The organism is Streptomyces sp. NPDC047315, from assembly GCF_040643215.1.
Taxonomy (GTDB): Bacteria; Actinomycetota; Actinomycetes; order Streptomycetales; family Streptomycetaceae; genus Streptomyces.
Genome location: NZ_JBEYTZ010000015.1, coordinates 120,217 through 144,999 on the forward strand (window position 1 = coordinate 120,217; position 24,783 = coordinate 144,999).

The 24,783-nt window shown below is 73.3% G+C and carries 21 protein-coding genes and 1 pseudogene; 4 read left to right on the plus strand and 18 right to left on the minus strand.

Annotated elements, in window-relative coordinates:
* Positions 1-11 precede the first annotated feature (11 nt).
* Entirely contained in the window at positions 12-1,289 is a 1,278-nt protein-coding gene (locus tag ABZ842_RS19260) for an SLC13 family permease (protein ID WP_361537911.1), read from the minus strand.
* Positions 1,290-1,437: 148 nt separating this feature from the next.
* On the opposite strand from ABZ842_RS19260, the gene ABZ842_RS19265 reads away from it, so the two are divergent.
* Positions 1,438-2,010: a DUF4291 domain-containing protein gene (locus ABZ842_RS19265; RefSeq protein WP_361537912.1), complete on the plus strand. Its 573-nt coding sequence runs from the start codon at positions 1,438-1,440 to the stop codon at positions 2,008-2,010.
* 303 nt (positions 2,011-2,313) lie between these two features.
* The gene (locus ABZ842_RS19270) at positions 2,314-2,562 is read left to right on the plus strand and encodes a hypothetical protein (RefSeq protein WP_361537913.1); all 249 of its coding nucleotides are present in this window, start codon (positions 2,314-2,316) and stop codon (positions 2,560-2,562) included.
* 56 nt (positions 2,563-2,618) lie between these two features.
* Here the strand turns inward: ABZ842_RS19270 and ABZ842_RS19275 are convergent, their stop codons facing one another.
* The 17 genes from ABZ842_RS19275 to ABZ842_RS19355 form a co-directional block, all read right to left on the minus strand.
* The gene (locus ABZ842_RS19275; protein ID WP_361537914.1) at positions 2,619-6,227 is read right to left on the minus strand and encodes a S8 family serine peptidase; all 3,609 of its coding nucleotides are present in this window, start codon (positions 6,225-6,227) and stop codon (positions 2,619-2,621) included.
* A 277-nt stretch (positions 6,228-6,504) separates the two neighbouring features.
* Positions 6,505-7,356, minus strand: a complete 852-nt coding sequence (locus tag ABZ842_RS19280) for an ABC transporter permease (RefSeq protein ID WP_361537915.1) — start codon at positions 7,354-7,356, stop codon at positions 6,505-6,507.
* 21 nt (positions 7,357-7,377) lie between these two features.
* Positions 7,378-8,352 (minus strand): ATP-binding cassette domain-containing protein, encoded by a 975-nt coding sequence (locus tag ABZ842_RS19285; RefSeq protein WP_361537916.1) that lies wholly within the window; start codon positions 8,350-8,352, stop codon positions 7,378-7,380.
* Positions 8,349-8,765 (minus strand): hypothetical protein, encoded by a 417-nt coding sequence (locus ABZ842_RS19290; RefSeq protein WP_361537917.1) that lies wholly within the window; start codon positions 8,763-8,765, stop codon positions 8,349-8,351. The genes ABZ842_RS19285 and ABZ842_RS19290 overlap by 4 nt, the downstream gene beginning before the upstream one ends.
* Before the next feature lie 110 nt (positions 8,766-8,875).
* Positions 8,876-9,949, minus strand: coding sequence for a hydrogenase expression/formation protein HypE (gene hypE, locus ABZ842_RS19295; protein WP_361537918.1), 1,074 nt, complete (start codon positions 9,947-9,949; stop codon positions 8,876-8,878).
* The gene (gene hypD / locus ABZ842_RS19300; RefSeq protein WP_361537919.1) at positions 9,942-11,066 is read right to left on the minus strand and encodes a hydrogenase formation protein HypD; all 1,125 of its coding nucleotides are present in this window, start codon (positions 11,064-11,066) and stop codon (positions 9,942-9,944) included. Before hypD ends, hypE begins: the two co-directional genes overlap by 8 nt.
* Positions 11,063-11,374, minus strand: a complete 312-nt coding sequence (locus ABZ842_RS19305; protein WP_361537920.1) for a HypC/HybG/HupF family hydrogenase formation chaperone — start codon at positions 11,372-11,374, stop codon at positions 11,063-11,065. Before ABZ842_RS19305 ends, hypD begins: the two co-directional genes overlap by 4 nt.
* Positions 11,347-13,800, minus strand: coding sequence for a carbamoyltransferase HypF (gene hypF / locus ABZ842_RS19310; RefSeq protein ID WP_361537921.1), 2,454 nt, complete (start codon positions 13,798-13,800; stop codon positions 11,347-11,349). The genes ABZ842_RS19305 and hypF overlap by 28 nt, the downstream gene beginning before the upstream one ends.
* On the minus strand, positions 13,797-14,693 hold the full coding sequence (gene hypB / locus ABZ842_RS19315; RefSeq protein WP_361537922.1) for a hydrogenase nickel incorporation protein HypB: 897 nt from the start codon (positions 14,691-14,693) through the stop codon (positions 13,797-13,799). The genes hypF and hypB overlap by 4 nt, the downstream gene beginning before the upstream one ends.
* A 28-nt stretch (positions 14,694-14,721) precedes the next feature.
* Entirely contained in the window at positions 14,722-15,093 is a 372-nt protein-coding gene (locus ABZ842_RS19320) for a hydrogenase maturation nickel metallochaperone HypA (RefSeq protein WP_361537923.1), read from the minus strand.
* Between the two features lie 326 nt (positions 15,094-15,419).
* A complete protein-coding gene (locus ABZ842_RS19325; protein WP_361537924.1) occupies positions 15,420-16,028 on the minus strand; it encodes a hydrogenase maturation protease in 609 nt (202 codons plus the stop codon).
* Complete coding sequence (locus tag ABZ842_RS19330) at positions 16,025-17,494, minus strand: hypothetical protein (protein WP_361537925.1); 1,470 nt, start codon at positions 17,492-17,494, stop codon at positions 16,025-16,027. The genes ABZ842_RS19325 and ABZ842_RS19330 overlap by 4 nt, the downstream gene beginning before the upstream one ends.
* Positions 17,491-18,156, minus strand: a complete 666-nt coding sequence (locus ABZ842_RS19335) for a DUF6084 family protein (RefSeq protein WP_361537926.1) — start codon at positions 18,154-18,156, stop codon at positions 17,491-17,493. The genes ABZ842_RS19330 and ABZ842_RS19335 overlap by 4 nt, the downstream gene beginning before the upstream one ends.
* Positions 18,153-18,791 carry a DUF5947 family protein gene (locus ABZ842_RS19340; protein WP_361538028.1) on the minus strand — a complete coding sequence of 213 codons (639 nt, stop codon included), beginning with the start codon at positions 18,789-18,791 and terminating at the stop codon, positions 18,153-18,155. The genes ABZ842_RS19335 and ABZ842_RS19340 overlap by 4 nt, the downstream gene beginning before the upstream one ends.
* A gap of 32 nt (positions 18,792-18,823) precedes the next feature.
* The gene (locus tag ABZ842_RS19345; protein WP_361537927.1) at positions 18,824-19,318 is read right to left on the minus strand and encodes a thioredoxin; all 495 of its coding nucleotides are present in this window, start codon (positions 19,316-19,318) and stop codon (positions 18,824-18,826) included.
* Positions 19,315-21,099, minus strand: a complete 1,785-nt coding sequence (locus tag ABZ842_RS19350; protein ID WP_361537928.1) for a nickel-dependent hydrogenase large subunit — start codon at positions 21,097-21,099, stop codon at positions 19,315-19,317. Before ABZ842_RS19350 ends, ABZ842_RS19345 begins: the two co-directional genes overlap by 4 nt.
* Positions 21,100-21,161: 62 nt before the next feature.
* The gene (locus ABZ842_RS19355; protein ID WP_361537929.1) at positions 21,162-22,241 is read right to left on the minus strand and encodes a hydrogenase expression protein HypE; all 1,080 of its coding nucleotides are present in this window, start codon (positions 22,239-22,241) and stop codon (positions 21,162-21,164) included.
* Positions 22,242-22,508: 267 nt separating this feature from the next.
* On the opposite strand from ABZ842_RS19355, the pseudogene ABZ842_RS19360 reads away from it, so the two are divergent.
* A pseudogene (locus ABZ842_RS19360) lies at positions 22,509-24,212 on the plus strand (MFS transporter); the annotation flags it as partial.
* A gap of 54 nt (positions 24,213-24,266) precedes the next feature.
* Positions 24,267-24,764 (plus strand): MarR family transcriptional regulator, encoded by a 498-nt coding sequence (locus tag ABZ842_RS19365; RefSeq protein ID WP_361538030.1) that lies wholly within the window; start codon positions 24,267-24,269, stop codon positions 24,762-24,764.
* Positions 24,765-24,783 lie beyond the last annotated feature (19 nt).

Consider the following 24,783-nt stretch of genomic DNA (forward strand, 5'->3'; position numbering starts at 1 on the left):
CCGGTCACCGATCACGTGCTGAACACGGCCAGCGACGCCCACAGGGCCACCGTCGACAGTACGAGCGCGGCGGGGACCGTGAGCAGCCCCAGTCGGGTGAACTCCCCGACGCCCGCGTCGACCGGCGCACCGCTCGCCGCGGAGTGCGCCTGGACGATCCGCCGCCACAGCAGGGTCGCCAACGACCCCGCGTAAGTGAGGTTGGGCCCGATGTTCACCCCCAGCAGCACCGCGAGGACCGCGGCCGGGCCGGCGGGCGCCACCAACGGCAGCAGGACCAGCGTCGCGGGGAGGTTGTTCATCACGTTCGCGAGGACCGCGGCGAGGGCGGCGAGGCCAAGAAGCGCGGCCAGGCCCGTGCCCGAAGGGACCAGCCGGCCCAGCACGTCCCCCAGGCCGCTCTCCACCGCGCCACGCACCACCACCCCGAGGGCGAGGACGAACGCGAGGAACGGCAGCGCCGCGGCCCCCACGAGCGCGCGCGGGCTGGTGCGGCGCCGGGCGAGCGCCCGGGCGGCCAACACCGCCGCCCCGGCCGCCGCCGCCCACACCGGCTCGACGCCCAGCGCCGAGAAGACCACGAAGCCGGCCAGCGTGGCGAGCACGGTCAGCAGCGCGAAGCGGGGCACCGGCACCCGTTCGTCCACCCCGGGCGCCGGGCCGGTGAGCGGCGCGCTCAGGTCCGCGGCGAAGAACCGGCGGAAGACCGCGTACTCCACGGCGATCGCCACCAGCCACGGCAGCAGCATCAGCGCGGCGAACCGGGTGAAGGACAGCCCGCTCGCTTCGAACGCCAACAGGTTCGTCAGATTCGACACCGGCAGCAGCAGCGAAGCGGTGTTCGCCAGATGCGTGCAGGCGTACACGTGCGGTTTGGGCCGGGCGCCGAGGCGGGCGGCGGTGGCGAACACCACCGGGGTCAGCAGCACCACCGTCGCGTCCAGGCTGAGCACCGCGGTCACCGCCGACGCCAGCACGAACACCTGCCCGAGCAGGGACCCGCGCCGCCTCGACGCCCGCGCCGCCCACGCACCGCACGCCCGGAACAGCCCCTCCTCGTCGCACAGGTGCGCCAGCACCAGCACGGCGGCGAGGAAGCCGACCACCGGCCCCAACTCCGCGACCTCCGCCGCGGCCCCGGCCGGCGACAGCGCACCCACCGCGATCACGACCCCCGCAGCGGGCACGGCGACCACGGCCTCCGGCCACCCCCGGGGACGCACCACGGCCCAGCCGAGGACCACGGCCAGCAGCACCACGGACACGGCACAGGCGGCGCCGTCGCTCATCGACCCGCCCCTTCCCGGCCCGTCGCCTGCGCCGCCGCCTTGTGCGACGGCAGAATCGATCGCTCCACGCCGTGACCTTAAACGGACCCCACGTCGGCCGCGGAAATTCGTTCGCCCTGGTGGAGCCTTGGCTGGCAGGGTGCGGCGCATGGTGTCACAGCGTCAGATACGAGCCGATTTCGATGCCCGGACGATCGTCGTCTACCAGGCGTACGCGCCGGCCGTCGCGGAGCCCGCCGTACGGGCCCAGCGGTTCGTGCCGCCGTTCTCGTACTCCCGGATGACCTGGATCAAGCCCTCCTTCCGCTGGTTGATGCACCGCAGCAACTGGGCCGCCAAGCCCGGGCAGACCCGCGTCCTCGCGGTGCGGATCACCCGGGAGGGCTGGGAGGAGGCGCTGAAGCGGGCCGTCCTCACCACCGGCGACCCGGCCCGGCTCGCCGACGCCCAGGTGCACGTCCAGTGGGACCCGGAGCGGTCCCTGCGCGGGGCCGCGCTGAACCACTACAGCATCCAGGTCGGCGTGGGTCGCTCCCTGGTGCGCACCTACGCCGAGGAGTGGGTCACCGAGATCACCGACATCACCTCGCAGGCCGTCAAGATCGGCCGTCTGGTGCAGTCGGGCCAGTCCGCGAAGGCGCAGCGCCTGCTTCCGCCGGAGCGGATCTATCCCCTGCCGAGGACCATCGGCGCGCCCCTGTCCGTGGATGCGGCCCCTTAAACGAACGCGGCCCCGCCGTGGGCGGCCAGGCGATCGTGGCGACCTCCGCCCGGTGGTGGGTTGCTCGCGCAGTTCCGCCCCCGTGCCCTGCGGGCACGGGGGCGGAACTGCGCGACAAGCCACAGACGGCCTGCAGACGCCAACATTGCCGCACCGCACGCCTGCTCGGGCAACCGCGTTGGCGACGGGTGACACGAACGCGTTGACGGTTCGTTGAGCGTTCGCTGACACGCGCGGCCTACGTTTTCACGCGGCGCGGCGGCACGGACCCCCGCGCCCGAGCAACGTGGAAAGGCGTCACCCATGCGATGCGCAGCCCTGTTCGCCACCGACGGCGCACCCGCACCTGCACCCGCGGCCACCGCCCTGGTCGTCGCCGGCGAGATCCGCCGGCAGAACCAGTGCGGCAGCCGCAGCGCCCTGGTGTGCTCGCCGTCGGCGAACGGCGCCGCGCCCGCCGAGGACGTCGTGCCCCACCCGCCCGGCGCCCGGCCGCCCGCGCGGCACTTCGGGACCGGGCCCCGCGGCTTCGGGGAGTGGTTCAAGGAGTGACGGTCGTCGTCCCGCCCGGCCGGGCCGGACGGGACGACCTGTGCCCAGCGGCGCGGTCAGCCCTTGTCGGGCCGGTCCGTCACCCGTAGCGCGTTGATGATCGGCTTGCCGTAGCCGGCGCGGGCGACGAAGCGCACGTTCAGCGTCCCGTCGGTCACGGTCACCGTGTACGACCGCTGCACCGCCGCGTACGAGCCGGCCTCCAGCGCGACGTCCAGGGCGGGCAGCACCTGAGTGCCCTCCGCGATGACGTCGAAGACCCGCTTGTTCGGCCGGGTGGCCGACACCTCGGCGAAGCCGAGTTCGACCGTGTAGACCCCGTTGGGCACCTGGTCGAAGCGGTACTCGTACATGCCCTCGCGCGCCGTGCGGAACAGCGCCTGATCGCTCGTGCCGGAGATCGTCCGACCGGTGGAGCGCACGCCGGACGAGCCCTGGTGGCCGTAGGAGCCGCTGGCGTACTTGCGGTCCGGGACCCAGGCGTCACCGAGCGCGTCCACGGATCCGGCGCTCGCACCGATGTCCAACGCGGCCTGGTAGCGAGGCACCACGACCGTCACCGGCACGGCGAGCACCGGGGTCCGCCCGCTGCGGGACTCGATGCGCAACTCCGTCTTCAGCACCGTGCCGGGGGCGAGCCCCGCGGTGTCCACGGTGAGCGACAGGGGCTGCTTCGCACCGGTCGCCAACTCGCCCGCGGCCGGGCTGACGCTCAGCCAGGGCGCGTCCTCGGCCACCGCGAAGGAGGTCCCCGAGCCGGGGTTGGTCAGCTCCAGCGAGCGGGTGCGCCGCTGGTCCCCGGGGGCGACGACGTCGAGCGCCGGCAGCGACGGGGTGACCTTGCCGGTGCGCAGGGAGCGGGTGTCGCGGGCGACCGCGTCAGGCTCGACCGCGACCGTGCCCTGCACCGGCTCGTAGGCGGGTGCGCTCACCGCGAGGGGCTGGGCGCCCTGCGGGGCCTGGGCGAGGTATCCGCCGTCGGACCCGGTGGTGACGGTGACCGCGGACGCGCCCGTGCCCACGGTGACGTCGGCGCCGTCGACGCCCTTGCCGTCGTTGGCGTCCAACACCTGGCCGCGCACCACGCCGTGCTTGGTGGTGCGGAAGGAGATCGACAGGCCGTCGGTGACGACGGGGGCGTTGAAGGAGTAGAGGAACGCGTCGGTGCCGGTGGCGTTCTCCACCCCGACGGTGGCGCTGGAGCCGTTCTTGAACCCGGCGCCGCCGGTGCCCTTGTAGTGGAAGGAGATCCTGCCGTCCTCGCCGATGACCGCGGAGAACGAGAACTTCTCGCCCGGTCCGGACCAGTGCACGACGTTGCGCCACTCCACCACGTACGCGCGGTTCGGCGCGGTGCCGACGACGCCGGTGTGCACGGCGGAGTCCCCGCCGCTGACCACCAGGTCGTCCCAGAAGGGGTACAGCGTCGCGTTCGGGGTGGCCGCGTTCGGGATCGAGGTGTTGGCGTCCGAGGTGTGCGGGCCGCCGAAGCTGAGGGTGCCGTTGGTGCCGACGTGGGCGACGGTGTGGTTCTTCCCGTACAGCGGTACGGGGAAGGGCAACTCCACCCGCTCGGTGGTGTTGTCGCCGGTCAGCGCGAGGGCCCGGGTGCCGGCGACGAAGGCGCGGTCACCGGTGGTGCAGGCGTGGCCGAAGGTGTCGGTGCGCTCCGGCAGCGTCACGGTGGCGGTGGTGTCCCCGGCCACGGTGAGCGGGCTGGTGCCGGCGGTGACACAGCGGGCGGGATGGGTGGCGCGCAGGTCGTAGGTGCCGTGCGGCAGGGTGACCTCGAACGCTCCCGCGGAGTCCGTGGTGGCCGTGACGGGGGTGCCGACGACCGTGACGGTCGCGCCGGCGGCCGGTCCCGTGGGCGCCACGACCGTGCCGGTGACCTTCCCGGAAGCGGCCTGGACGAGGCCGAAGTCCCGGGTGACGGCGGCGTTCTCGGTGACCGTGGCGGAGCCGGTGGCCGACGTGTAGCCGAACTTGGCGACGGTGAGCGCGTAGTCGCCCGCGGAGAGCGCGGGGAAGGAGAAGCGGCCGTCGGCCGCGGTCACCGCGGTGCGGTCGATCGGGCCCTTGGCGACGACGCTGGCGCCGGCGACGGGCGCCCCGGCCGAGGTGACCGTGCCGTCGAGGGCGCCGACGGGGCCGCGCGGGGCTGCGCGCACGGCGGCCAGCGCATCGAGCCGGCCCTCGCCGAAGACGTTGTTGTCGGCGGGGGTGCCGCCGCAGGTCGTGGCGTCGACGTCGATCGCGCTCTGGTCGAGCAGCGCCTCGGTCTGTGCCACGTCGCCGCGGATCGCCGGGGCCGCCGACCAGACCAGGGCGACCGTGGCCGCGGTGTGCGGTGAGGCCATCGAGGTGCCGGACAGGGAGCCGTAGGCGCCGGCCCGGATCGCGGAGCGCACGTTGACGCCGGGCGCGGCCAGGTTCGGCTTGATGCCGCCCTCGTCACCGGCGCCGCGCGAGGAGAAGTTGGCGATGGCGTTGTTCACGTCGAACGCGCCGGAGCTGTAGGAGGCGACATAGTCGCCGGGCGAGCCGCTGGAGGCGCAGGCCGGGCCGTTGTTCCCGTTGGAGAACGCGGGGAAGATCCCGGCCGCCCGCCAGGTGGCGACGATCTCCTTGTACCAGGGGTTGTGGGCCGCGCTGCCCCAGGAGTTGTTGACGACGTCGGGGGCGAGGTCGGGCCGCGGATTGGCCCCGTTGACATCGGTGGGCGCCACGATCCACTGGCCGGAGGCGATCAGCGACGCCTGGGAGCACGAGGAGGTCTCGCAGCCCTTGGCGGCGATCCAGCGGGCCGCCGGCGCCACGCCGATCTTGTTCTCGCCGCCGTCGTCGCCGACCATCGTGCCCATGGTGTGGGTGCCGTGGTTGTTGTTGTCGCACGGCGCCTTCGTCGGGCAGACGTTCGCCGGGTCGAACCAGTTGTAGTCGTGGGTGAAGCTGCCGTCGGCGCCGCGGCCCCGGTACTGGTTGGTGACGGCGGGGTGCTGGAAGTCCACGCCGCTGTCGATGTTGGCGACGACGACGCCCTCGCCGCGCACCCCGAGTTCGGACCAGACCTGCGGCGCGCCGATCCGGTCGACGTTCCACTCGACGGCGTTCACCGTGTTCTCGGACCCGCCCGGAAGCGGCTTCGGCAGGGCCAGCCGGTCCTCGGCGTCGATCCGGGTGACGTCGGCGCGCTGCGCCAGGGCATCGGCGACCTTGGTGTCGGCGACCACGCGCACGGCGTTCACGATCCAGTACGAGGTGTGCTCCACCCGCAGCGACGCGAGGGCCTTGAGGACCCCGGCCTGGCTGCGGTCGGCGTGCGCCCGCTTGGCGTCGAGGACGGCCGCGGCCTTGGCGGTCTTGGTGCGGGCGCGGGACGCCGCGCTCAGATCGGCGGCGCCGTCGAGGTGGACCCAGAAGGCGGCCTTGCCGCTGTCGAGCCGCGCCCTGAGCTCGGGCTCGATCTTGCGCTCGGCCGCCGCCCGGCGGTCCGGGGGCGAGGGGTCGGCTGCCGGGAGGGCCGCCGCCGTCCCCTGGCCGACGGGTAAGAGGACGAGTGCGGTCAGGGCCGCGCACAGCAGCCGCAGCGAACGCGCGGCCGAACTGCGGCCGGCTCGCGGGGTGCGTCTGGTGCGTCTGGTGCCCTCGGTTCGTCGTACCACGAAGTCTCCCTTGCGCTGGCGGCGCTCTCGGCCGCGGAGTAGAGGTGCAGGGAACGTGCGTGGAGCAGAAGGAAACCCCGCCCATGCGACATGGACGGGTCAAGAACCGTTAGTCATCGTGGGGGACCGGGACGTGGTGCAACAAGAGGGCATCCGTGTCACGGCCTGCCCTTTGTCCCCCTTCTTCGGCATCTGTCCCACGAGGCTTCACGCATAGGACATCTGATGAGACGTCAATTGCGGTGACGGCGGCCGGGAACGGGCCGCGGGCGGCGGCTCAGGACAGCACGCGACGCCGGAAGTTGCGCAGCCCGAGCCCCAGGAAGAGCACGCAGAACGCCAGCAGCACGGGGTAGATGACGTACAGCGGCAGATGGGACAGATCGGTGAAGCCGGCCCGCATGCCCTCGCTGATGTAGATCAGCGGATTGAGCAGCACCAGCGACTGCAACCAGGGGAATCCTCCGATGTGTACCGGTGCGAGCGCGGTCCACTGGTAGTACGTGCCGCCGAGGAAGACCAGCGGCAGGATCACGAAGCCGAACATCACCCCGATGTTCCGCGGCTCGAACGTGGTGCCCAGCAGCAGCCCGAGCGAGGTCATCGCCACGCACGCCAGCGGAATCAGGGTCAGCACGATCCACCAGTGGACGTGCAGGTCCGGATGGACCCCCGGGGCGTGTACCACGGCCGCGATCGGCAGCACGATGACCGCCGAGATCACGCCCTGCACGGCCCCCGACAGCACCCGGGCGACCGCCACCAGCCAGATGGGGCAGGGCGCCTGTACCCGGTCCTCGATCTCCCGGGTGTAGCCGAACTCCTGGGACATCTGGATCGCCACCGACTGGATGCCCTGGAACATCACCGCGATGGACACCACCCCCGGCACCAGCACGGTCGCGAACTCCGACTCGCCGGCGGTGCCGCCCGCCGAGCCGACGCCCTGTCCGATGACCGGGAAGACGTACAGGAAGACGAAGACGAGCAGGAACGGCTGCATCACGGTCCGGCCGACGAACTCGCCGAAGTTCTTCCGCAGCACGAGCAGGTCCCGGCGGATCAGCGCGGAGAGCGCACTGCGGGCCGCCGCAGCGCTGGACCGCGGCGGCTCGACGTCGATCACCACACCATCACTCCCCTCACTTCCTCACTCCCTCAGCTCCTTGCCCGTGAGGCTGATGAAGACGGTCTCCAGGCTGCTCTGCGCCAACGACAGGTCGACCAGGTCGAAACCGCCCGCCTCCGCACTCGCCACCACCCGGGCGAGCAGCCGGTCGTTCCCCTTGACCTGGAGCTCCACCCCGCCGTCGGTGAGCCGGCTGCGCACCACCTCCGGCACGTCACGGCGCAGCACCGCCGCCAGCTCGGCGGCCGGGCCCTTGGCGACGACCGTGACCGTGGTGTCGGCGCCCAGCCCCTGCTTGAGGGCGGCCGGGGTGTCCAGCGCCAGGATTCGGCCGTGGTCGATGATCGCGACCCGGTCGCACAGGCGGTCCGCCTCCTCCATGTTGTGCGTGGTGAGCAAGATGGTCTGGCCGTCGGCCATCAGCTGCGCCAACGACTCCCACAGCGCGAGCCGGCCCTGCGGGTCGAGGCCGGCCGTCGGCTCGTCGAGGAAGAGGACCGCGGGCCGGTGGAAGACGGCGCGCGCCAGCATCAGCCGCTGCGCCATGCCGCCCGACAGCGCGTACACCGAGGACCGCGCCCAGCGCGCGAGCCGGAACTCGTCGAGGAGCGCGTCGGCCCGCTCGCGCGAGGCACGGGCCGGGATCCCGAACAGCAGCCCGTGGTAGTACAGGTTCTCCCGGACGTCCAACGCCCGGTCCAGGGTGTTCTCCTGGGTCACCGCGGCGATGATCTGCTTGGCCCGCGCCGGTTGCGCCACCACGTCGACGGTGCCGATCAGCGCCGTGCCGGAGGTGGGCACCACACGCCCCGTCAGCATGCCCACGGTGGTGGTCTTGCCGGCGCCGTTGGGGCCGAGGAGGCCGAAGATCTCGCCGCGCCGCACCCTGAGGTCGATCCCGTCCACCGCGGCGAAGTCCGCGCCCGGGTACACCTTGCGCAGCCGTGAGGTACGGATGACGTCGACGACGCCGTCGGACGCGGGCGGAGGCGTCATCGCCCGCCCCGCTTCAACCAGTGGGCCCGGCGCTGGTAGCGGGCGACCGGCGGTTCCGGCGCGGCGGGGCCGGGGGCGGCGTCCGGATGGGGCGCGGGCGGCGGCAGCGGCGCCTGGTCGGCGGGTGGATGCAGGCCCTGGGTGTCGTAGCGCGTCGTCGCGATCGCCTCGACGAGCTGGTCGTCGCTGAACCCCTCCGACCCCGGGACGTGCGGTACGAAGCCGATCAGCACGCCGTCGCTGACGATCTCCGCGTCCAGCCCCGCCGCCCCGTCCACGTCCCACAGGGCTTCGACGTCCTGGTCCAGCACCACCCGGATGCCGAACTCGTACACCCCCGCCTCGACGACGTGGGCCATCACCCGACGGTTGCGCAGCGCCGCCACCAGACGGCCGGCGCGGTCCTGGTCCATGACCGGGCGCACCTCCTTCACCCGGGGCGCCCGGGGCGACCCCGGCTCCCTTCACCGTACTCCGCCCCGACCGGGGGTGCGCGGGCCGCGGACCCCCGCCCGTGGCGCCGTCAGCAGATGCGGGGGAGCTGTTCCCCGAGCGGCAGGTCCACCACCCGCGTCCCCCCGAGCGGAGTGCGGGCGACCACCATGCCCGGGTGCTCCGCCACGCACTCCCCGATCACCGCGGCGTCCGCGCCGAGCGGATGCGCCCGCATCGCCGCCAGCACCGCGTCGGCGTCGTCCCGGGCGACGAACGCCACCAGCTTGCCCTCGTTGGCCACGTACATCGGATCGAGGCCGAGGACCGCGCACGCGTTGGCGACCTGCTCCGGCACGGGGACGGCCGTCTCCCGCACCACGACGCCGGTCCCGGACGCCGCCGCGATCTCGTTCAGCGAGGCCGCGAGCCCGCCGCGCGTGGGGTCGCGCAGCGCGTGCAGATCGGGGGCGACCGCGAGCATCGCCTCGACCAGCCCGCCGAGCGCCGCGCAGTCGCTCTCCACCTCGACGCCGAACTCCAGGCCCTCGCGCATGCTCATGATCGCCACGCCGTGCAGTCCGATGCCGCCGCTGACGAGGACGACGTCCCCCGGCCGGGCGCGCTGCGGCCGGACGTCCACCCCGTCCGGGACCAGCCCGATGCCCGCAGTGTTGAGATAGACGCCGTCGCCCCGGCCCGCCTCCACCACCTTGGTGTCCCCGGTCACCACCGCCACCCCGGCGGTGCGCGCCGCCGCCCCCAGCGCTTCGGCGATCCGGCCGACGACGGCGGTCTCCACGCCCTCCTCCAGGATGAACCCGCAGGACAGGTAAGCCGCCTTGGCCCCGCTCATCGCCAGGTCGTTGACGGTGCCGTTGACGGCGAGGTCCCCGATGCTGCCGCCGGGGAAGAACAGCGGGCGGACCACGTACGAGTCCGTCGAGAAGGCGATCCGCGCCCCGCCGACGGGCAGCACCGCCGAGTCGGCGAGGCCGGCGAGCGCGGCGCCGCCGAAGGCCGGGAGGAAGACGTTCTCGATCAGCTCGGCGGAGATCGCGCCGCCCCCGCCGTGTGCCATGACCACCCGTGGGTGGTCGCGCAGCGGCAGGGGGCAGCTCCAGCCGGAGAGGTCCGGCGCGGCGCCGGTCAGGGTGTCAGCCAACGGGGTTCGCCTCCAGGGGAGCGGCGGGGGCGCCGAGACGGCGGTAGAGGTAGTACGCGGCGCAGGCGCCCTCGCTGGAGACCATCGTGGCGCCGAGCGGGGTGCGCGGGGTGCACAGGGTCCCGAAGGCCGCGCACTCGTGCGGCTTGATCAGCCCCTGGAGCACTTCGCCGCTGCGGCACTCGGCGGGCTCCTTGGTGGCGATGTCCGTGACGGCGAAGCGGTGTTCGGCGTCGTGGTCCCGATAGCGCTCGGACAGCCGCCAGCCGCTGCGCGGGATCACCCCGATCCCGCGCCAGGCGCGGTCGGTGACCTCGAAGACGTCCGCCAGCACGGCGCGCGCGGCCGGGTTGCCCTCCGGCCGCACGGCACGCGGATACGCGTTGTCGACGACGTGCTCGCCGCGCTCCAACTGCCGCACCGTGCGCCGGATGCCCTCCAGGATGTCGAGCGGTTCGAAGCCGGTCACCACGATCGGCACCCGGTGCCGCGCCGCGAGCGGCGGGTACTCGTCGACGCCCATCACGCTGCACACGTGCCCGGCCGCGAGGAAGCCCTGCACCCGGCAGTCGGGCGAGGTCATGACGGCCTCGATCGCCGGGGGCACCCGCACGTGCGACACCAGCATGCTGAAGTTGCGCACGCCCTGCCGGCGGGCCTGGTGGACGGCCATCGCGTTGGGCGGCGCGGTGGTCTCGAAGCCGATGCCGAAGAACACCACCTCGCGGTCCGGGTTCTGCCGGGCGATCCGCAGCGCGTCCAGCGGCGAGTACACCACCCGTACGTCACCGCCCTCGCTGCGGACCCGGAACAGGTCGCGGTCGCTGCCGGGCACCCGCAGCATGTCCCCGAAGGAGCAGAAGACCACCCCGGGGCGGGCGGCGATCTCCAGCGCCTTGTCGATGACCTCCAGCGGGGTGACGCACACCGGGCACCCCGGGCCGTGGATCAACTCGACGCCCTCGGGCAGCAGTTGGTCGATGCCGTGCCGGATGATGGTGTGCGTCTGGCCGCCGCACACCTCCATCAGCGCCCAGGGTCGGGTCACCGTCGCCCGGATGTCGTCGAGCAGTCGGCGCGCCAGCGCCGGATCCCGGAACTCCTCCAAGTACTTCACCGCCGCGCCTCCGGTCCCGACTGCGGATCCGGGGCGTCGGCCTGCTCCGCCGCCGCTTCCCACGGATCCCCGAACTCCTCCTGCAGCAGCCCTAGTTCGCCGAAGAGCTCCAGCGTCCTGCGCGCCGACTCCTCGTCCAGCCGCTGGAGGGCGAACCCGACGTGCACGATGGCGTACTCGCCGACCCGAAGGTCCGGCAGGTACTCCAGGCACACGTCCTTCACCACGCCGCCGAAGTCCACGACGGCCATCCGGGTGCCGTCCCGCTCGCCGATCTCCATCACCCTGCCGGGCACTGCCAGGCACATGGTGCGCCCTCCTCTCGGTCCGCGGCGTGCGCGGCCACCATCAGCTGGCCGAGGGCCAGCCCTCCGTCATTGGGCGGCACCCGGTGGTGCCGCAGCACGGCGAAACCGTCCGCCGCGAGCCCGCGGGCGCAGCCCGACAGCAGCACGGCGTTGGCGAAGACGCCGCCGGTGAGGGCGACTTCAGTCAGCCCGTGCCGTTCGCGGGCGAGTGCGCACAGCCGTCGTACGAGGTCGACGACCGCGGCGTGGAAGCGGGCCGACACCCGCCCGGTGCCCGCCCCGGCGCGCAGGTCGGCGACGGCCGCCGCGAGCACCGGGCCGGGGTCGGCGCACAGGGCGCCGTCACCACCGTCGCCACCGTCAGCGCTGTCACCGTCGTCACCGCTGTTCGCGTGTAGCGCGAAGCGATAGCCGCGGTCGACCGGGCCGTGAGCGCGGGCCGCCGCCTCCAACTCGACGGCCGCCTGCGCCTCGTACCCGGCCCGGTGACAGATCCCGACGAGCGAGGACACCGCGTCGAACAGCCGCCCCATGCTGGACGTCGGCACGCAGTGCAGCCCGGACGCCAACTGGTGCTCCAAGGCCAGCCGTTCGGCGGCCGGGCACGCGGTGACGCAGGCGAGCCGGGGCGACCAGGCGATGCCCGCGGCCCGTAGGTGCGCGAGCGCCATCCGGTAAGGGCGGGCCACCGCCGCGTCCCCGCCGGGCAGCGGCACGTACGCCAGCCGGGCGAAGCGCTGGTAGCCGGCGTAGTCGGCGAGCAGCACCTCGCCGCCCCACACGGCGCCGTCGTCGCCGTACCCGGTGCCGTCGAAGGCGACCCCGATGACCGGCCGGGAGCCGTCCCGACGGTGTTCCGCCATGGCCGCGGCGACGTGCGCGTGGTGGTGCTGGACGCGCACCGTGCGCCGCCCGTCGGCGAGCGCGGCGGCGCGCCGCGCGGACCGGTAGCCGGGGTGGCGATCGCTCGCCACCAACTCGGGCCGCACCCCGCAGACCGCCGACAGATGGTCCACCGCCCGGTCGAATGCGTCGAGCGTCGCCAGGTCGTCCATGTCGCCGACGTGGCCGGAGAGCCAGGCGCGCGGGCCCTCGGCGATCGCGAACGCGTTCTTCAGGTCTCCGCCGGCCGCGAGCAGCGGCGGCACGGACGTCGGCAGCGGCAGCGGCGTCGGCACGAGCCCGCGCGAGCGGCGCAGCGGCAGCGGTGCACCGTCCACGACCCGCACCACCGAGTCGTCGCACGGCACCCGGATCGGCCGGTCGTGCACCAGCCAGGCGTCCACCAGCCCGGCGAGCCGCGACAGCGCTTCGGCGTCGTCGGTGACGATCGGCTCGCCGGAGAGGTTCGCACTGGTCATCACCAACAGCGCGGGCCCGGGCGGATCGCCGGGCAGACCGAACAGCAGATGGTGCAGCGGGGCGTACGGCAGCAGCACACCGAGGTCGGGGGCGTTCGGGGCGACGGCGTCGAGTGCGGCGGCGACCTGCGGCGAAGGGCCTTCCCCGCCGCCCCCGTCCGAGGCCCGGCGCCGGAGCAGCACGATCGGGCGGGCCGGCCCCGTCAGCACCGCCCGCTCCGCCGCGTCCAGGTGCACCAACTCCGCCGCGCCCGCCACGTCCCGGGCCATCACCGCGAACGGCTTGTCACCCCGGTTCTTGCGCCGACGCAGCAAGGTCACTGCCGTCGCGTTCAGCGCGTCGCACACCAGGTGGTAGCCGCCGATGCCCTTCACCGCCAGCACCGCGCCCCCGGCGAGCAGGCGTCGGGCGCGCGCCAGGGCCGCGGCGCCGTCGAGCGCGCCAGCGCCGGGGGCGACCAGGGCCAGGCGCGGGCCGCAGGCGTGGCAGGAGACGGGTTGCGCGTGGAACCGGCGGTCGGCCGGGTCGGCGTACTCCCGGGCGCAGTCGGCGCACATCGGGAAGTGCGCCATGGTGGTGTGCGCCCGGTCATAGGGCAGGGCCGTGACGATGGTGAAGCGCGGGCCGCAGTCGGTGCAGGTGATGAAGGGGTGCCGGTACCGGCGGTCCGCCGGGTCCGCGAGTTCGGCCAGACACCGCGCACAGGTCGCGACGTCGGGCGGGATCATCGCCCCGGCGCCGCCCAAGGGCGCGCCGGCATCGGGGTGCGACGGCGTGATGGCGAAGCCGGACGCCCCGGTCGCGGCGATGTCCTCCTGGTGGACGGCGGCTACGTCCGCGAGCGGGGGAGCGTCGGTGGCCAGCCGGCGGCAGAAGCCGTCCACCGCACCCGGCGCGCCCTCCACCTCCACGAGCACGCCGTCGCCGGTGTTGGTGACGTGTCCGGACAGCGCCAACTCGGCGGCCAGCGCGTGGACGAACGGTCGGAAGCCGACGCCCTGGACGAGCCCGTGCACCGAGACCCGGCGCCGCAGCAGGGGCGCCGGAGACTGGTGGACCGTCACGGGCGGTCCACGGCCGGGTGCTCGTGGGCGACCGCGCCGAGCAGGTCGCGCGACCGGCCGCCGTGGTCGTGGTCGCGGCCTTGCCCCGGCTCCGGTACGGGCGAGTGCTCGTGCGGAACCTCGTGCCGATGGTGCATGTGGTCGTGTACGTGGTCGAGCGCGTCGTCCGAGGCCCGGTCGCCGGCCGCAGCGGAGTCGGCGGCGGGCGCGGAGGCCATCACCGGCCGGTGCGCCTGCCGGCCCTCCCGCACGGCGAGGGCCCGCTCCAGCAGCACGCCCGTGCCCAGGCCGCTGCGGGCCGAGGTGAACACCACCTCCACGCCCGGGTTGACCTGTGCGACGTTCGCCAGGAAGGCGGCCTCGTCGAAGCCGACGGCCTCCGCGATGTCCGCCTTCGTCACCAGCACGAGTTGGGCCAGCCCGAAGGCCGTTGGGTACTTCAGCGGCTTGTCCTCGCCCTCCGTCACCGACGCCAGGGTCACCCGCAGCGACTCGCCGAGGTCGTACGCCGCCGGGCAGACCAGGTTGCCCACGTTCTCCACGAACAGCACGTGCGTGTCCTTCGGCAGCCAGCCCGCCAGATAGCCGCGGAGCATCACGGCCTCCAGATGACACAGGCCGTCGGTGAGCACCTGCTGCACCGGAGCGCCCGAGCGGGCCAGCCGCCGCGCGTCGTTCTCGGTCGCCAGGTCCGCGGTGAGGGCGGCCACCGGCACCCCGCGCTCACGGGCCAGTGCCAACTCCCCCTCCAGCAGCGCCGTCTTCCCGCTGCCCGGGCTGGAGAGCAGATTCACGGCGACCGTGCCGCGGGCGGCCAGTGCGGCCCGCAGCGCCCGGGCGCTGTCGTCGTTGTGGGCGAGGATTGCCCGTCGCAGATCGGCCGTACGGCACATGGAACCCGTTTCCTTAAACCCTCTTCGGTCAGCCGCGGGCGCTGTCGGGGCGCTCGGCCCACTCGACGCCGCGGATGTGCAACTCGCGCCCCGTCAGCAGGGCGACCCGCGCGCCGCCCGCGCACTGCGGGCAGCCCAGGTCGGGGGGTATCCCGGGGGACCACTCGACGTCGCAGGCCGCGCACCGGGCGCGCGCCGGCACGGTCCGCGTCCGCAGCACGGAGCCCGCGAGCGCGGTGCCCTCGCAGGCGAGCGCGAAGCAGAAGTCCAGGGCATTCGGCACCACGCCGGCGAGTTCGCCGACGTCCAGCGCCACCGTCTTCACGGCGCTCGCACCGTGCTCCTCGGCCGCCCGCGCGACCTGCTCGACCACGGCAACCGCGATCGACATCTCGTGCATCGGCGCGCCTCATTCCACGGCAGTTCGACGACAGTTCCACGGCGAAGGGGGCGGACGGTCCCCGGTGGTGGTGCTCGACGGGCCCGTCCGGCTCGGACGCACGGCACGGGCGCGGCTCCATTGGACGCGGCGGCGCCGGCCCGGACGGGGTGCCACGCCGGCGCGGCCTTCGAGCGCACCCCGTTCGCAGCAGTCCGGGACGCGGGCGGGAGCCGACCGCGCGCCCGGTCACATCCGGGAGATCCGCAAGTAGCGCTTGACGTCCGGCAGGATCTGCCAGAGCACCACGCCGACGGCCGCCCCGGCTGCCGTGACGAGCAGGGTCTTCACCATGACGACGCCCTTCTGTCGTGACTCTCGTAGCTCTTGTGAACCCCCGTCGGGCCCGTCGGTGCGGTGCTCGACGCGGCAGTGGTCGACGGCTCCTCGGCGATGACGTTCAGGACCAGCCGGGCCGCCTCCGGCACGGCGGAGGCCACCGGCGGGGACAGCCCGATGCCCTCCGCGAGCGACGCCGGCTCGCACCCCACCACGACCACCCGCTCCGGCGCCGTGCCGCCGGTGCCCTCGCTCAGGGAGCCGAGCAGCTTCAGCACCGCGTCCGGACCCATGCCGTGGCCGTCCAGGGCCACGGCCCCGCCCGGCTCCACCGGTGCGCCGCCCGCCCCGTCAGCGTCCGGCTCGATGAGGTACACCGTGCCCGGCTCCCCGCCGCGCGAGACCGCGTCGACCAGGACCAAGGTGCGGTATCCGTCGAGGAGTTGGTACGCGAGGTGGACCCCGCGCACCCCGAAGTCGACGACCTCCACGCCCTCGGGCACCCCGAGCCGCTGGAGGTGTCGCACCGTCTCCACCCCGAACCCGTCGTCGCCGAGGAAGATGTTGCCGACGCCGGCGACCAGCACATCGGCGACCAGCACCCCGGGGGGCCTCACGCCTCCCCCAGCGGGGTGAGTTCATCGGGCTGGAAGTAGCGGAACCGGCCCTGGAGACGCCACAGGTCCGCGCCGGGGTCGTCGTCCACGGTGACCGCGAGGTGCACCGAGCCGTCGACGTCGTGCAACACGGCCTCCACCACCCCCGTACGGCCGTGCAGGAACAGGTCCTGGGCGTCGGTGCGGCGCCGTCCGGGGCCGAGCCGCACCCGGCTGCCCGCGCCGACCGACGTGCCGTCGATCACCACCCGGTCCCGCGCCGGGTCCACGTCCCGGTCGCCGCCCGGGTCCCACCACGGCAGCGCCCGCCCCTCGCCCTCGGCCGCCGAGTCGGCCCCGGTGACCTCGCGCAGCGCCCGTACGGCTCCGTGCAGCCGCTCCCACACCTCGGCCGGCAGCGAGTCCGCGAGGTCGACCGCCGCGCCCGCCCGCTCGTCCGTGCCGCGGGCCTCCCGCTTCTCCCGGTCGGTGAGGGCGGTGGTGCGCAGCGCCAGGATCTCGTCGATCTCCGTGGCGTCGTACAACGCGCCCGGGCTCTCCGGCGCCAGCCGCGGATGGTCCTCCAGGACGATCGGCGAGCAGAGCACCGCGTCGGCGCGGCCGTCAGCGCCCGCCAGCACGGGCCAGACGTGTTCGTTGCGCAACTCGGCCACCGCGCCGGCCGCCCACCGAGGGGGATCGGTCACCGACAGGAAGGAGCCCCGGTCCAGGGCGAGCAGCAGGTGCGCCGACACCAGCGCGTGCGGCAGCGCGTCCGCCCGGCGGGCACCGGCGCCGGGGCGCCACGGCGAGGTGTTCTCCACCGCGGCGGTCAGCCGCAGCGCGCCGTGGGGCCCGGGCAGAGGACGGGCCGTCAGCCGTACGGTCGCGCGCACCTCCTGCCGTTCGCGCGCCAGCCGCCCCACGACCCGTCCCGCGCCGTCGGTCACGTCCTGCTCGCTGTGGGAGGCGGGCAGGACGAAGGGGTGGCGCACGCCGTCCGCCAGCTGTTCGACGGGCACCACCAGCCGTACCTGCTCCACCACGCCCTCGTCCCACGGCACGAGGATCCGGTCGGGCAGTTCCAACTCCGGCACGGTCTCGAACGTCCGGCCCGCCCCCTGCCCCGCGGCCCGCTGCACCGTGCGGTGCTGGACCCGCAGGAACCGCACCTCGACCGCGAGCCGGTCGCCGGCCCGCGGCTCGATCAGGCACTCGGCCCGCTGGTGCGAGGGCTCCGCCGAGTCCGTCCCGTACGCGGGCGGCACCAGGACCCCGAACTGCCAGCGCAGGCGGTTCTTGGCGGCGGACGCCCGGTACGGGTAGAGCACGTACCCCTCGAAGAGGACGGCGTCGGCGACCTCGCGGGCCGTGGTGAACCGCTGCGCCAGCTCCGGCGGGAAGTCCACCACTGCGTACGACTCGACTTCGGCGTCCGTTGTGACCCCTGTGGCCCCGGTGTCCGCGAGCGTGGCGGCATCCGTCATCGCACGCCCTCCGCGATCTCCCGCACCTCGTCATGGGTGGCCGCGGCCTCAAGCAGCGCGCAGACCGTGGCCTCCCACGAGGGCAGCGCCCGCCGCTCGCGGAAGGCGAGCAGTTCGTCCATCAGGTCGCCCGGCAGCCGTAGCCAGCCGCACCCGGGGAAGTGCTGCTCGATCATCTCCCGCCACACCCGCACCGGCAGCCGGACGGTGGCGTCCCGGTCCCAGGGCACGGGCGTGACCTGGAAGCCGGCCGGGCCGCTGAACGCCGTGCCCGAGAAGAGCAGCCGCAGCGGCACCTCCCCGTCGTCCAGCGCCCGGAAGTAGCGGGCGGCGGCGATCTCCAGGTCGTACGTGCAGGGCACCGCGAGTTCGACGTCCATCTCACCGGTGAAGCCGGGCACCATCGTCGACACCTCGGCGAACTGCACGGGGTTGAGGGTGGTGGCCCACCGCTTCCGCTCGCCGAAGAGCCCGGTGAGCCGATCCGACTCGGCGGGGGAGTACTCCCGCCCCGCCGGTTCGATGCGCAGTTGGCAGCGCAGGGCGAGCGCGTGCACCCGGATGTGCTCGGGCGCGGTGATCCGCAGCCGGAACAGCAGCGTGGGCCCGGCGGCGTGCCGGTCGGCCCGCACTTCCGTACAGGCGAAGGCGAGTTCGGTCATGGCGACAACTCCTCGTTCAGGGGTCGGGCCCGCTCGTCGACGGCCGCGAAGAAGGCGTCGAGTTCGGCGTGGGCCTCGGCGCCGCCGTCGAAGCCCTGCCAGGTGCGCCGCATCCGGCCGACCAGCTCGTAACAGAGGTCGACGGGGACCAGGAAGCACTCGATCCGCTCCGACCCGCTGCTGCCGCCGCTGCCGCTGCGGCGCAGCAACAGCGCCTCCACGTCCGGCTCCAGGACGGCGGCGAGCCGGCTGCCGCCGAAGACGTCCTCGTAGGTGGCGGGGGACAGTTCGCTCTCGGTCGCCCCGGCGGGGCTGGGGTAGCACAGCACCGGCTGCGCCCGGTCGGCGTTGTGCAGCAGGAAGGCCGTGCTGACCGGGATCCGCAGCCGGGCCCAGATGTCCGGCCCCGGGGCGCCGACGGGGTCGTACAACAGCCGGTCCGGTACGGGGCGATAGCGTCCGCCGGCCGCGCCGGGCCGCTGGAACAGCAGCGCGCACGGAGTGCAGGCGCAGGCCAAGGAGCGCTCCGCGGTGTCCGCGAGATGGCGGTGCGTCCCCGACAGCCGCACCCCGCACAACGCGCACCGCTCGGGGCGCTGTGCCGGCTCGGCCGGGCGGCGCAGCGTGCGCAGCAACGCCGAGCCCGCGCGGTCCAGTTGACGGGTGCTCACCGGACCGCCGCCGGGGGACGGCTGCCGATCTGGAGCAGGGGCGGATCGGCGGGCGCGGTGCGCCAGACGATCGAGGTGACCTCGGGGGCGTGGCAGGCCAGGGCGTCCTCCACGGCCGATTCGCCCCCGCCGCCGCAGCCGCAGCCGCCGCCCTGCGCCGGCTTGCGCAGGGTGAGTGCGCCGGTGGTCGCGTCGAAGTCCACTCGTTCGGCGCGCAGTTGCGGCACCGAGGCGAGCGCCCGCTCGACGCGACCGGTCACGTCCTGCGGGTGCAGATCGTGCAGGACCAGCAGACCGGCCGCCGACGGGTCGTCGAGCGCCCCGGCGAGCGCGTCCGCCGGCAGCCCGGCCAGCAGGGCGGTCAGCCCCTCCGTGTGCAGCGCCATCAGCTCGCGGGCCAGCGCCTCGCCCGCCGTCAGGGCGTCCTCGCCCTGCTCCGCCAGCCGGTCCAGGGCCTCTTGGACCGCCGCGCCGCAGGTCTCGGCCGTCATCCGCCCAGTCCGCTCAGCCCGGTGGGGACGTGCATCTGCTGGAGGGTGCGCCCGCCGCCGACGTACATGTGCACCCCGCAGGGCAGACAGGGGTCGAAGCTGCGCACGGCCCGCATGATGTCGATGCCCTTGAAGTCCTCGGGGGAGTTCTCCTCGAAGATCGGGGTGTTCTGCACCGCGTCCTCATACGGGCCCGGGGTGCCGTAGCTGTCGCGGACGCTGGCGTTCCACGGGGTCGGCGGGTACGGGTGGTAGTTGGCGATCTTGCCGTCCCGGATCACCATGTGGTGCGAGAGCACCCCGCGCACCGCCTCGGTGAAGCCGCAGCCGATGGACTCGTCCGGCACCTCGAACTTCTCCCACGTCTGGCTGCGGCCCGCCCGCACCTCGTCCAGCGCCTTCTCGGCGAAGTGGAGGGCGGCGGCTGCGGCGTACGCCTGGAAGTAGGTGCGGGCCCGGTTGCGCTCCAGGGCGTTGCTCCACTGCGGGATCTTCCACTCGAAGGTGGTCTCCGGCTTGGTCATGGAGCGCGGCAGGGTGATCTTGACGCTGTGGCCGGTGGCCTTGACGTAGCCGATGTCGACGAGTCCGGACAGCGCGGTCGACCACAGCCGGGCGATGGGCCCGCCGCCGGTGTCCAGGGCCAGGTGCTCCTTGCCGTCGAACCAGCGCGGTGACATCACCCAGCTGTACTTGTCGTCGAAGTCCCGCTTCTGCGGCGCGGGGATGGTGTGCTGGTTCCAGGGGTGGCGGGGGTCGACGGGGTTGCCGAGCGGGTCGTGGGTGACGAAGAGGTCGCGGCCCTCCCAGTCCTCGTAGTAGGAGGAGCCGAGCAGGATCCGGATGCCGAGGTTGATCTCGGTGAGGTCGTTGGTGACCAGCTTGCCGTCCACCACGATCCCCGGGGTGACGAACATCTTCCGACCCCAGTCCGTCATGTTGCGGTACGTGAAGTCGCAGTGGTCCGGGTCGTTCAGGCTGCCCCAGCAGCCGAGCAGCACCCGTCGGCGGCCGACCTCCTCGTAGCCGGGCAGGGCCTCGTAGAAGAAGTCGAAGAGGTCGTCGTGGAGGGGGACGACCTTCTTCATGAACTCCACGTAGCGCATCAGCCGGGTGAGGTAGTCGGTGAAGAGCTGCACGGTGGCGACCGTGCCGACGCCGCCGGCGTAGAGGGTGGAGGGATGGACGTGCCGGCCCTCCATCAGACAGAACATCTCCCGGGTGTACCGGCTGACCTGGAGCGCTTCCCGGTAGAACTCGCCCTCGATCGGGTTGAGGGCGCGCATGATGTCGGCGATGGTGCGGTACCCGTGGTCCCCGGCGTGCGGCGCCTCGGTGCGCTCGGCCCGCTCCAGCACCCCCGGGTTGGTCTCCCGGACCATCTTCTCGCAGTAGTCGACCCCGACCAGGTTCTCCTGGAAGATGTTGTGGTCGAACATGTACTCCGCGGCCTCGCCGAGGTTGATGATCCACTCGCCCAGGTGCGGCGGCTTCACGCCGTAGGCCATGTTCTGCGCGTAGACGGAACAGGTGGCGTGGTTGTCGCCGCAGATGCCGCAGATCCGGCTGGTGATGAAGTGGGCGTCGCGCGGGTCCTTGCCGCGCATGAAGACGCTGTAGCCGCGGAAGACCGAAGAGGTGCTGTAGCACTCCGCGACCCGCTTCTGCTTGAAGTCGATCTTGGTGTGGATGCCCAGGCTGCCCACGATCCTGGTGATCGGGTCCCAAGCCATCTCCACCAGGCCGCTTTTGTCGCCGGCCGCCTTCGTCGTCGGTGCCATCTGTCAGTCGTGCCCTTTCGCGTGCGGGGGTGGGGGCGGGCGGTGGCGGCGGCCGGCGCCGGTCACCAGGGGGAGCGGTATCCGGTGGTCAGCTCGCGTCCGGGGTGGCGCCACTTGGGTTCCTTGTCGACCGTCTTCGTGGTGATGGCGCGCAGTCGACGGATCGCGGCGCCGTAGGCGGAGCTGGCGTTCGCGGAGAGGTGGGAGCCGGGCGGGGCGTCCATGAACGGCATGAACTTGTCCGGGAAGCCGGGCATCGTGCAGGCGATGCAGATGCCGCCGACGTTGGGACAGCCGCCGATGCCGTTGATCCAGCCGCGCTTGGCGACATTGCATTTGACCACCGGACCCCAGCAGCCGAGCCGCACCAGGCATTCGGGGGTGCCGTACGCGGTGGCGAACTGGCCCTGCTCGTAGTAGCCGCCGCGGTCGCAGCCCTCGTGGACGGTCGCCCCGAACAGCCACGTCGGGCGCAGCCGGTCGTCCAGCGGGATCATCGGCGCCGCGCCCGCGAGCTGGTACAGCAGGTACGTCAGGGTCTCGGCGAAGTTGTCCGGCTGGATGGGGCAGCCGGGGACGCAGACGATGGGCAGCCCGGCCTTGGACTTCCAGTCCCAGCCGAGGTAGTCCGGCACGCCCATCGCGCCGGTGGGGTTGCCGGCCATGGCGTGGATGCCGCCGTAGGTGGCGCAGGTGCCGATCGCGACGACCGCGGTGGCCTTCGGCGCCAGCCGGTCCAGCCACTCGCTGGTGGTGATGGGCTGGCCGGTCTCCGGATCGTCGCCGAAGCCGCACCAGTAGCCCTCCTGCTTGATCTGCTCGTTGGGGATCGACCCCTCGACGACCAGCACGAACGGATCGATCTCGCCGCGGTCCGCCTTGAAGAACCACTCGACGAAGTTGTCCGCGCCCTGGACCGGGCCGCACTCGAAGTCGATCAGCGGCCAGTGCACGGCGACCGGCGGCAGCCCGGGCAGTGCACCGGTCACGATCTCCTCGATGCTGGGCTGCATCGCGGCCGTCAGGGCGACGGAGTCGCCGTCGCAGCTCAGCCCCGCGTTGATCCAGAGGATGTGGACCGGGCCGGGCTCGGTGTCCGCGCCGCCGGCGGGGCCGGCGTCGGCGGTAGCTGTCCCGCTCATGAGGATGCCTCCGTGGGAAGGGACGATTCACGCAAAATGTCCCATGCAGGTCATATCACTGCACGGTGGCGGTGAGGCGTCGAAGGGCCGCGGCGGTCGTCCGGAAGGCGGTGCGGCACGGGGCCGTGGGAGTGGCGCACGGTGGGCCCGGGCGGGGCCGGGCGGGGGGCCGGTGGGAGCGGGCGCGGTGCCCCTGGCCCGGTGGGAGCGGGCGCATTAGATTGGTTGTGGGCAAGCAAGTAAACCGTTCCGTTGGAAGTGATCTCCATGGGAACGAGCCAGGTCCGTGCCGCGGCGCCGTTGGGGCGACGACCGGACCCGACGCCGGGGTCCGGCTACCGGTGGATCGCCCTGTCGAACACGACCCTGGGCGTCCTGATGGCCTCGATCAACATGTCGATCATGCTGATCGCGCTGCCCGACATCTTCCGCGGCATCGGCGTCGACCCGCTCCAGCCGCAGAACACCGGACTGCTGCTCTGGCTGATCATGAGCTATCTGGTCGTCACGGCCGTCCTGGTGGTCAGCTTCGGCCGGCTGGGCGACATGTACGGCCGCACCCGCATGTACAACGCCGGCTTCGCCGTCTTCACGCTCTTCTCCGTACTGCTCTCGGTGACCTGGATGCACGGCACGGCCGGTGCGCTCTGGCTGATCGCCATGCGGGTCTTCCAGGGCGTCGGCGGCGCCATGCTGATGGCCAACTCCAGCGCGATCCTCACCGACGCCTTCCCGGCGGACCGCCGCGGCCTCGCGCTCGGGCTGAACCAGGTCGCCGCGATCGCCGGGTCCTTCCTCGGCCTGCTGCTCGGCGGACTGCTGGGGCCGATCGAGTGGCGGCTGGTCTTCTTGGTGTCGGTGCCCTTCGGGCTCTTCGGCACGGCCTGGGCCTACCTCAAACTGCGCGACCAGGGCGTGCGGGCCCCCGCCCGACTCGACTGGTGGGGCAACGCCACCTTCGCGATCGGGCTGATCGCGCTGCTCGCCGGCATCACGTACGGAATCCAGCCCTACGGCGGCCACCCCATGGGGTGGACGAACCCGGCCGTGCTCGCGGCCATCGGCGGCGGCATCGCGCTCCTCGCGCTCTTCTGCGTGATCGAGACGAGGGTGGCCGCGCCGATGTTCCGGCTCGGGCTCTTCCGCATCCGCGCCTTCACCGCGGGCAACGTCGCAGGTCTGCTCGCCTCACTCGGCCGCGGCGGGCTGATGTTCATCCTGATCATCTGGCTCCAGGGCATCTGGCTGCCCCGCCACGGCTACGGCTTCGCCGAGACCCCGCTGTGGGCCGGCATCTACATGCTGCCGCTGACCCTCGGCTTCCTCGTCGCCGGGCCCGTCTCCGGCTGGGCCTCGGACCGGCTGGGCGCCCGGACCTTCGCCACCGGCGGGATGCTGCTGGCCGCGGCCAGCTTCGCAGCCCTCGAAGCGCTGCCGGTCGACTTCGCGTACCCCTACTTCGCCGGGATCCTGCTGCTGAACGGCATCGGCATGGGCCTGTTCGCCGCCCCGAACCGGGCCGCGATCATGAACAGCCTCCCGCCCGACCAGCGGGGCGTGGGAGCGGGCATCAGCACCACCTTCCAGAACTCCGCCGTCGTGCTCTCCATCGGGGTGTTCTTCTCGCTGATGATCGCCGGGCTGGCCAGTGCGCTGCCGGGGGCGCTGACGCACGGGCTCACCGCCCAGGGGGTGCCGGCGGACGACGCGGCGAAGGTCGCCGCCCTGCCGCCGGTGGGCGTGCTGTTCGCCTCCCTCCTCGGTTACAACCCGGTGCGTACGCTGCTCGGGACAAACGTCCTTGACCGGCTCCCGCCCGGGCACGCCGCGTATCTGTCGGGCCGTGAGTTCTTTCCGCAACTGATCTCCGGGCCGTTCGCCCAGGGCCTGTCGGTGGCGTTCGACTTCGCCATCGCCGCGTGTGTGATCGCCGCGCTCGCCTCGCTGCTGCGGGGCGGGAAGTACGTGCACGAAGACGAGGAAGAGGAACACGTACGTGCACGACGACAAGGAAGGAGGGACCCGATGACGGCCCCCGACCCCGACCTCGCCCCCGACCTCGCCTCCGAGCCCGCCCCGGTCACCGACGCGGAGGCGGCCGGCCGGCTGCGGGCGGCGCTCCAACACCTGGCGCCGGTGCTCCGTGGCGACCAGCGCACCCATCCGGACCTCACCCCCAGCCGGCTCGCCGCGCTAGGGGTCCTGGCGGAGCACAGCCCGCTGCGGATCGGGGAGTTGGCCGCGCGGATGGGCATCTCGCTGTCCACCACCTCCCGGATGGTCGACCTCCTCGCGGCGTCCGGCTGGATCGACCGCCGCAGCGACCCCGCGGACCAGCGCGCGAGCTTGATCGGCCTCAGCGCGGACGGCTCGGCGGTCCTCCACGCGGCACGCCGCGACACCACCAGCGCCCTGTGCCGGGCCATCACCCGCCTCCCCCCGGACGCCCGCCGTCGCCTGCGCGAAGCCCTGCCGGCCCTGGAGTCCCTGGGGCGGCCACGCGCCGAGCACCCACCGGGCTGAGCGGACCGACGCTCCCGTA

What these genes read in the sequence shown, in the direction of transcription:
- ABZ842_RS19260 (WP_361537911.1), bottom strand. Translation starts at nt 1,289, where the DNA reads ATGAGCGACGGCGCCGCCTGTGCCGTGTCCGTGGTGCTGCTGGCCGTG.
- ABZ842_RS19265 (WP_361537912.1), top strand. Translation starts at nt 1,438, where the DNA reads ATGGTGTCACAGCGTCAGATACGAGCCGATTTCGATGCCCGGACGATC.
- ABZ842_RS19270 (WP_361537913.1), top strand. Translation starts at nt 2,314, where the DNA reads ATGCGATGCGCAGCCCTGTTCGCCACCGACGGCGCACCCGCACCTGCA.
- ABZ842_RS19285 (WP_361537916.1), bottom strand. Translation starts at nt 8,352, where the DNA reads ATGACGCCTCCGCCCGCGTCCGACGGCGTCGTCGACGTCATCCGTACC.
- ABZ842_RS19290 (WP_361537917.1), bottom strand. Translation starts at nt 8,765, where the DNA reads ATGGACCAGGACCGCGCCGGCCGTCTGGTGGCGGCGCTGCGCAACCGT.
- ABZ842_RS19305 (WP_361537920.1), bottom strand. Translation starts at nt 11,374, where the DNA reads ATGTGCCTGGCAGTGCCCGGCAGGGTGATGGAGATCGGCGAGCGGGAC.
- hypB (WP_361537922.1), bottom strand. Translation starts at nt 14,693, where the DNA reads ATGTGCCGTACGGCCGATCTGCGACGGGCAATCCTCGCCCACAACGAC.
- ABZ842_RS19320 (WP_361537923.1), bottom strand. Translation starts at nt 15,093, where the DNA reads ATGCACGAGATGTCGATCGCGGTTGCCGTGGTCGAGCAGGTCGCGCGG.
- ABZ842_RS19330 (WP_361537925.1), bottom strand. Translation starts at nt 17,494, where the DNA reads ATGACGGATGCCGCCACGCTCGCGGACACCGGGGCCACAGGGGTCACA.
- ABZ842_RS19335 (WP_361537926.1), bottom strand. Translation starts at nt 18,156, where the DNA reads ATGACCGAACTCGCCTTCGCCTGTACGGAAGTGCGGGCCGACCGGCAC.
- ABZ842_RS19345 (WP_361537927.1), bottom strand. Translation starts at nt 19,318, where the DNA reads ATGACGGCCGAGACCTGCGGCGCGGCGGTCCAAGAGGCCCTGGACCGG.
- ABZ842_RS19350 (WP_361537928.1), bottom strand. Translation starts at nt 21,099, where the DNA reads ATGGCACCGACGACGAAGGCGGCCGGCGACAAAAGCGGCCTGGTGGAG.
- ABZ842_RS19355 (WP_361537929.1), bottom strand. Translation starts at nt 22,241, where the DNA reads ATGAGCGGGACAGCTACCGCCGACGCCGGCCCCGCCGGCGGCGCGGAC.
- ABZ842_RS19365 (WP_361538030.1), top strand. Translation starts at nt 24,267, where the DNA reads ATGACGGCCCCCGACCCCGACCTCGCCCCCGACCTCGCCTCCGAGCCC.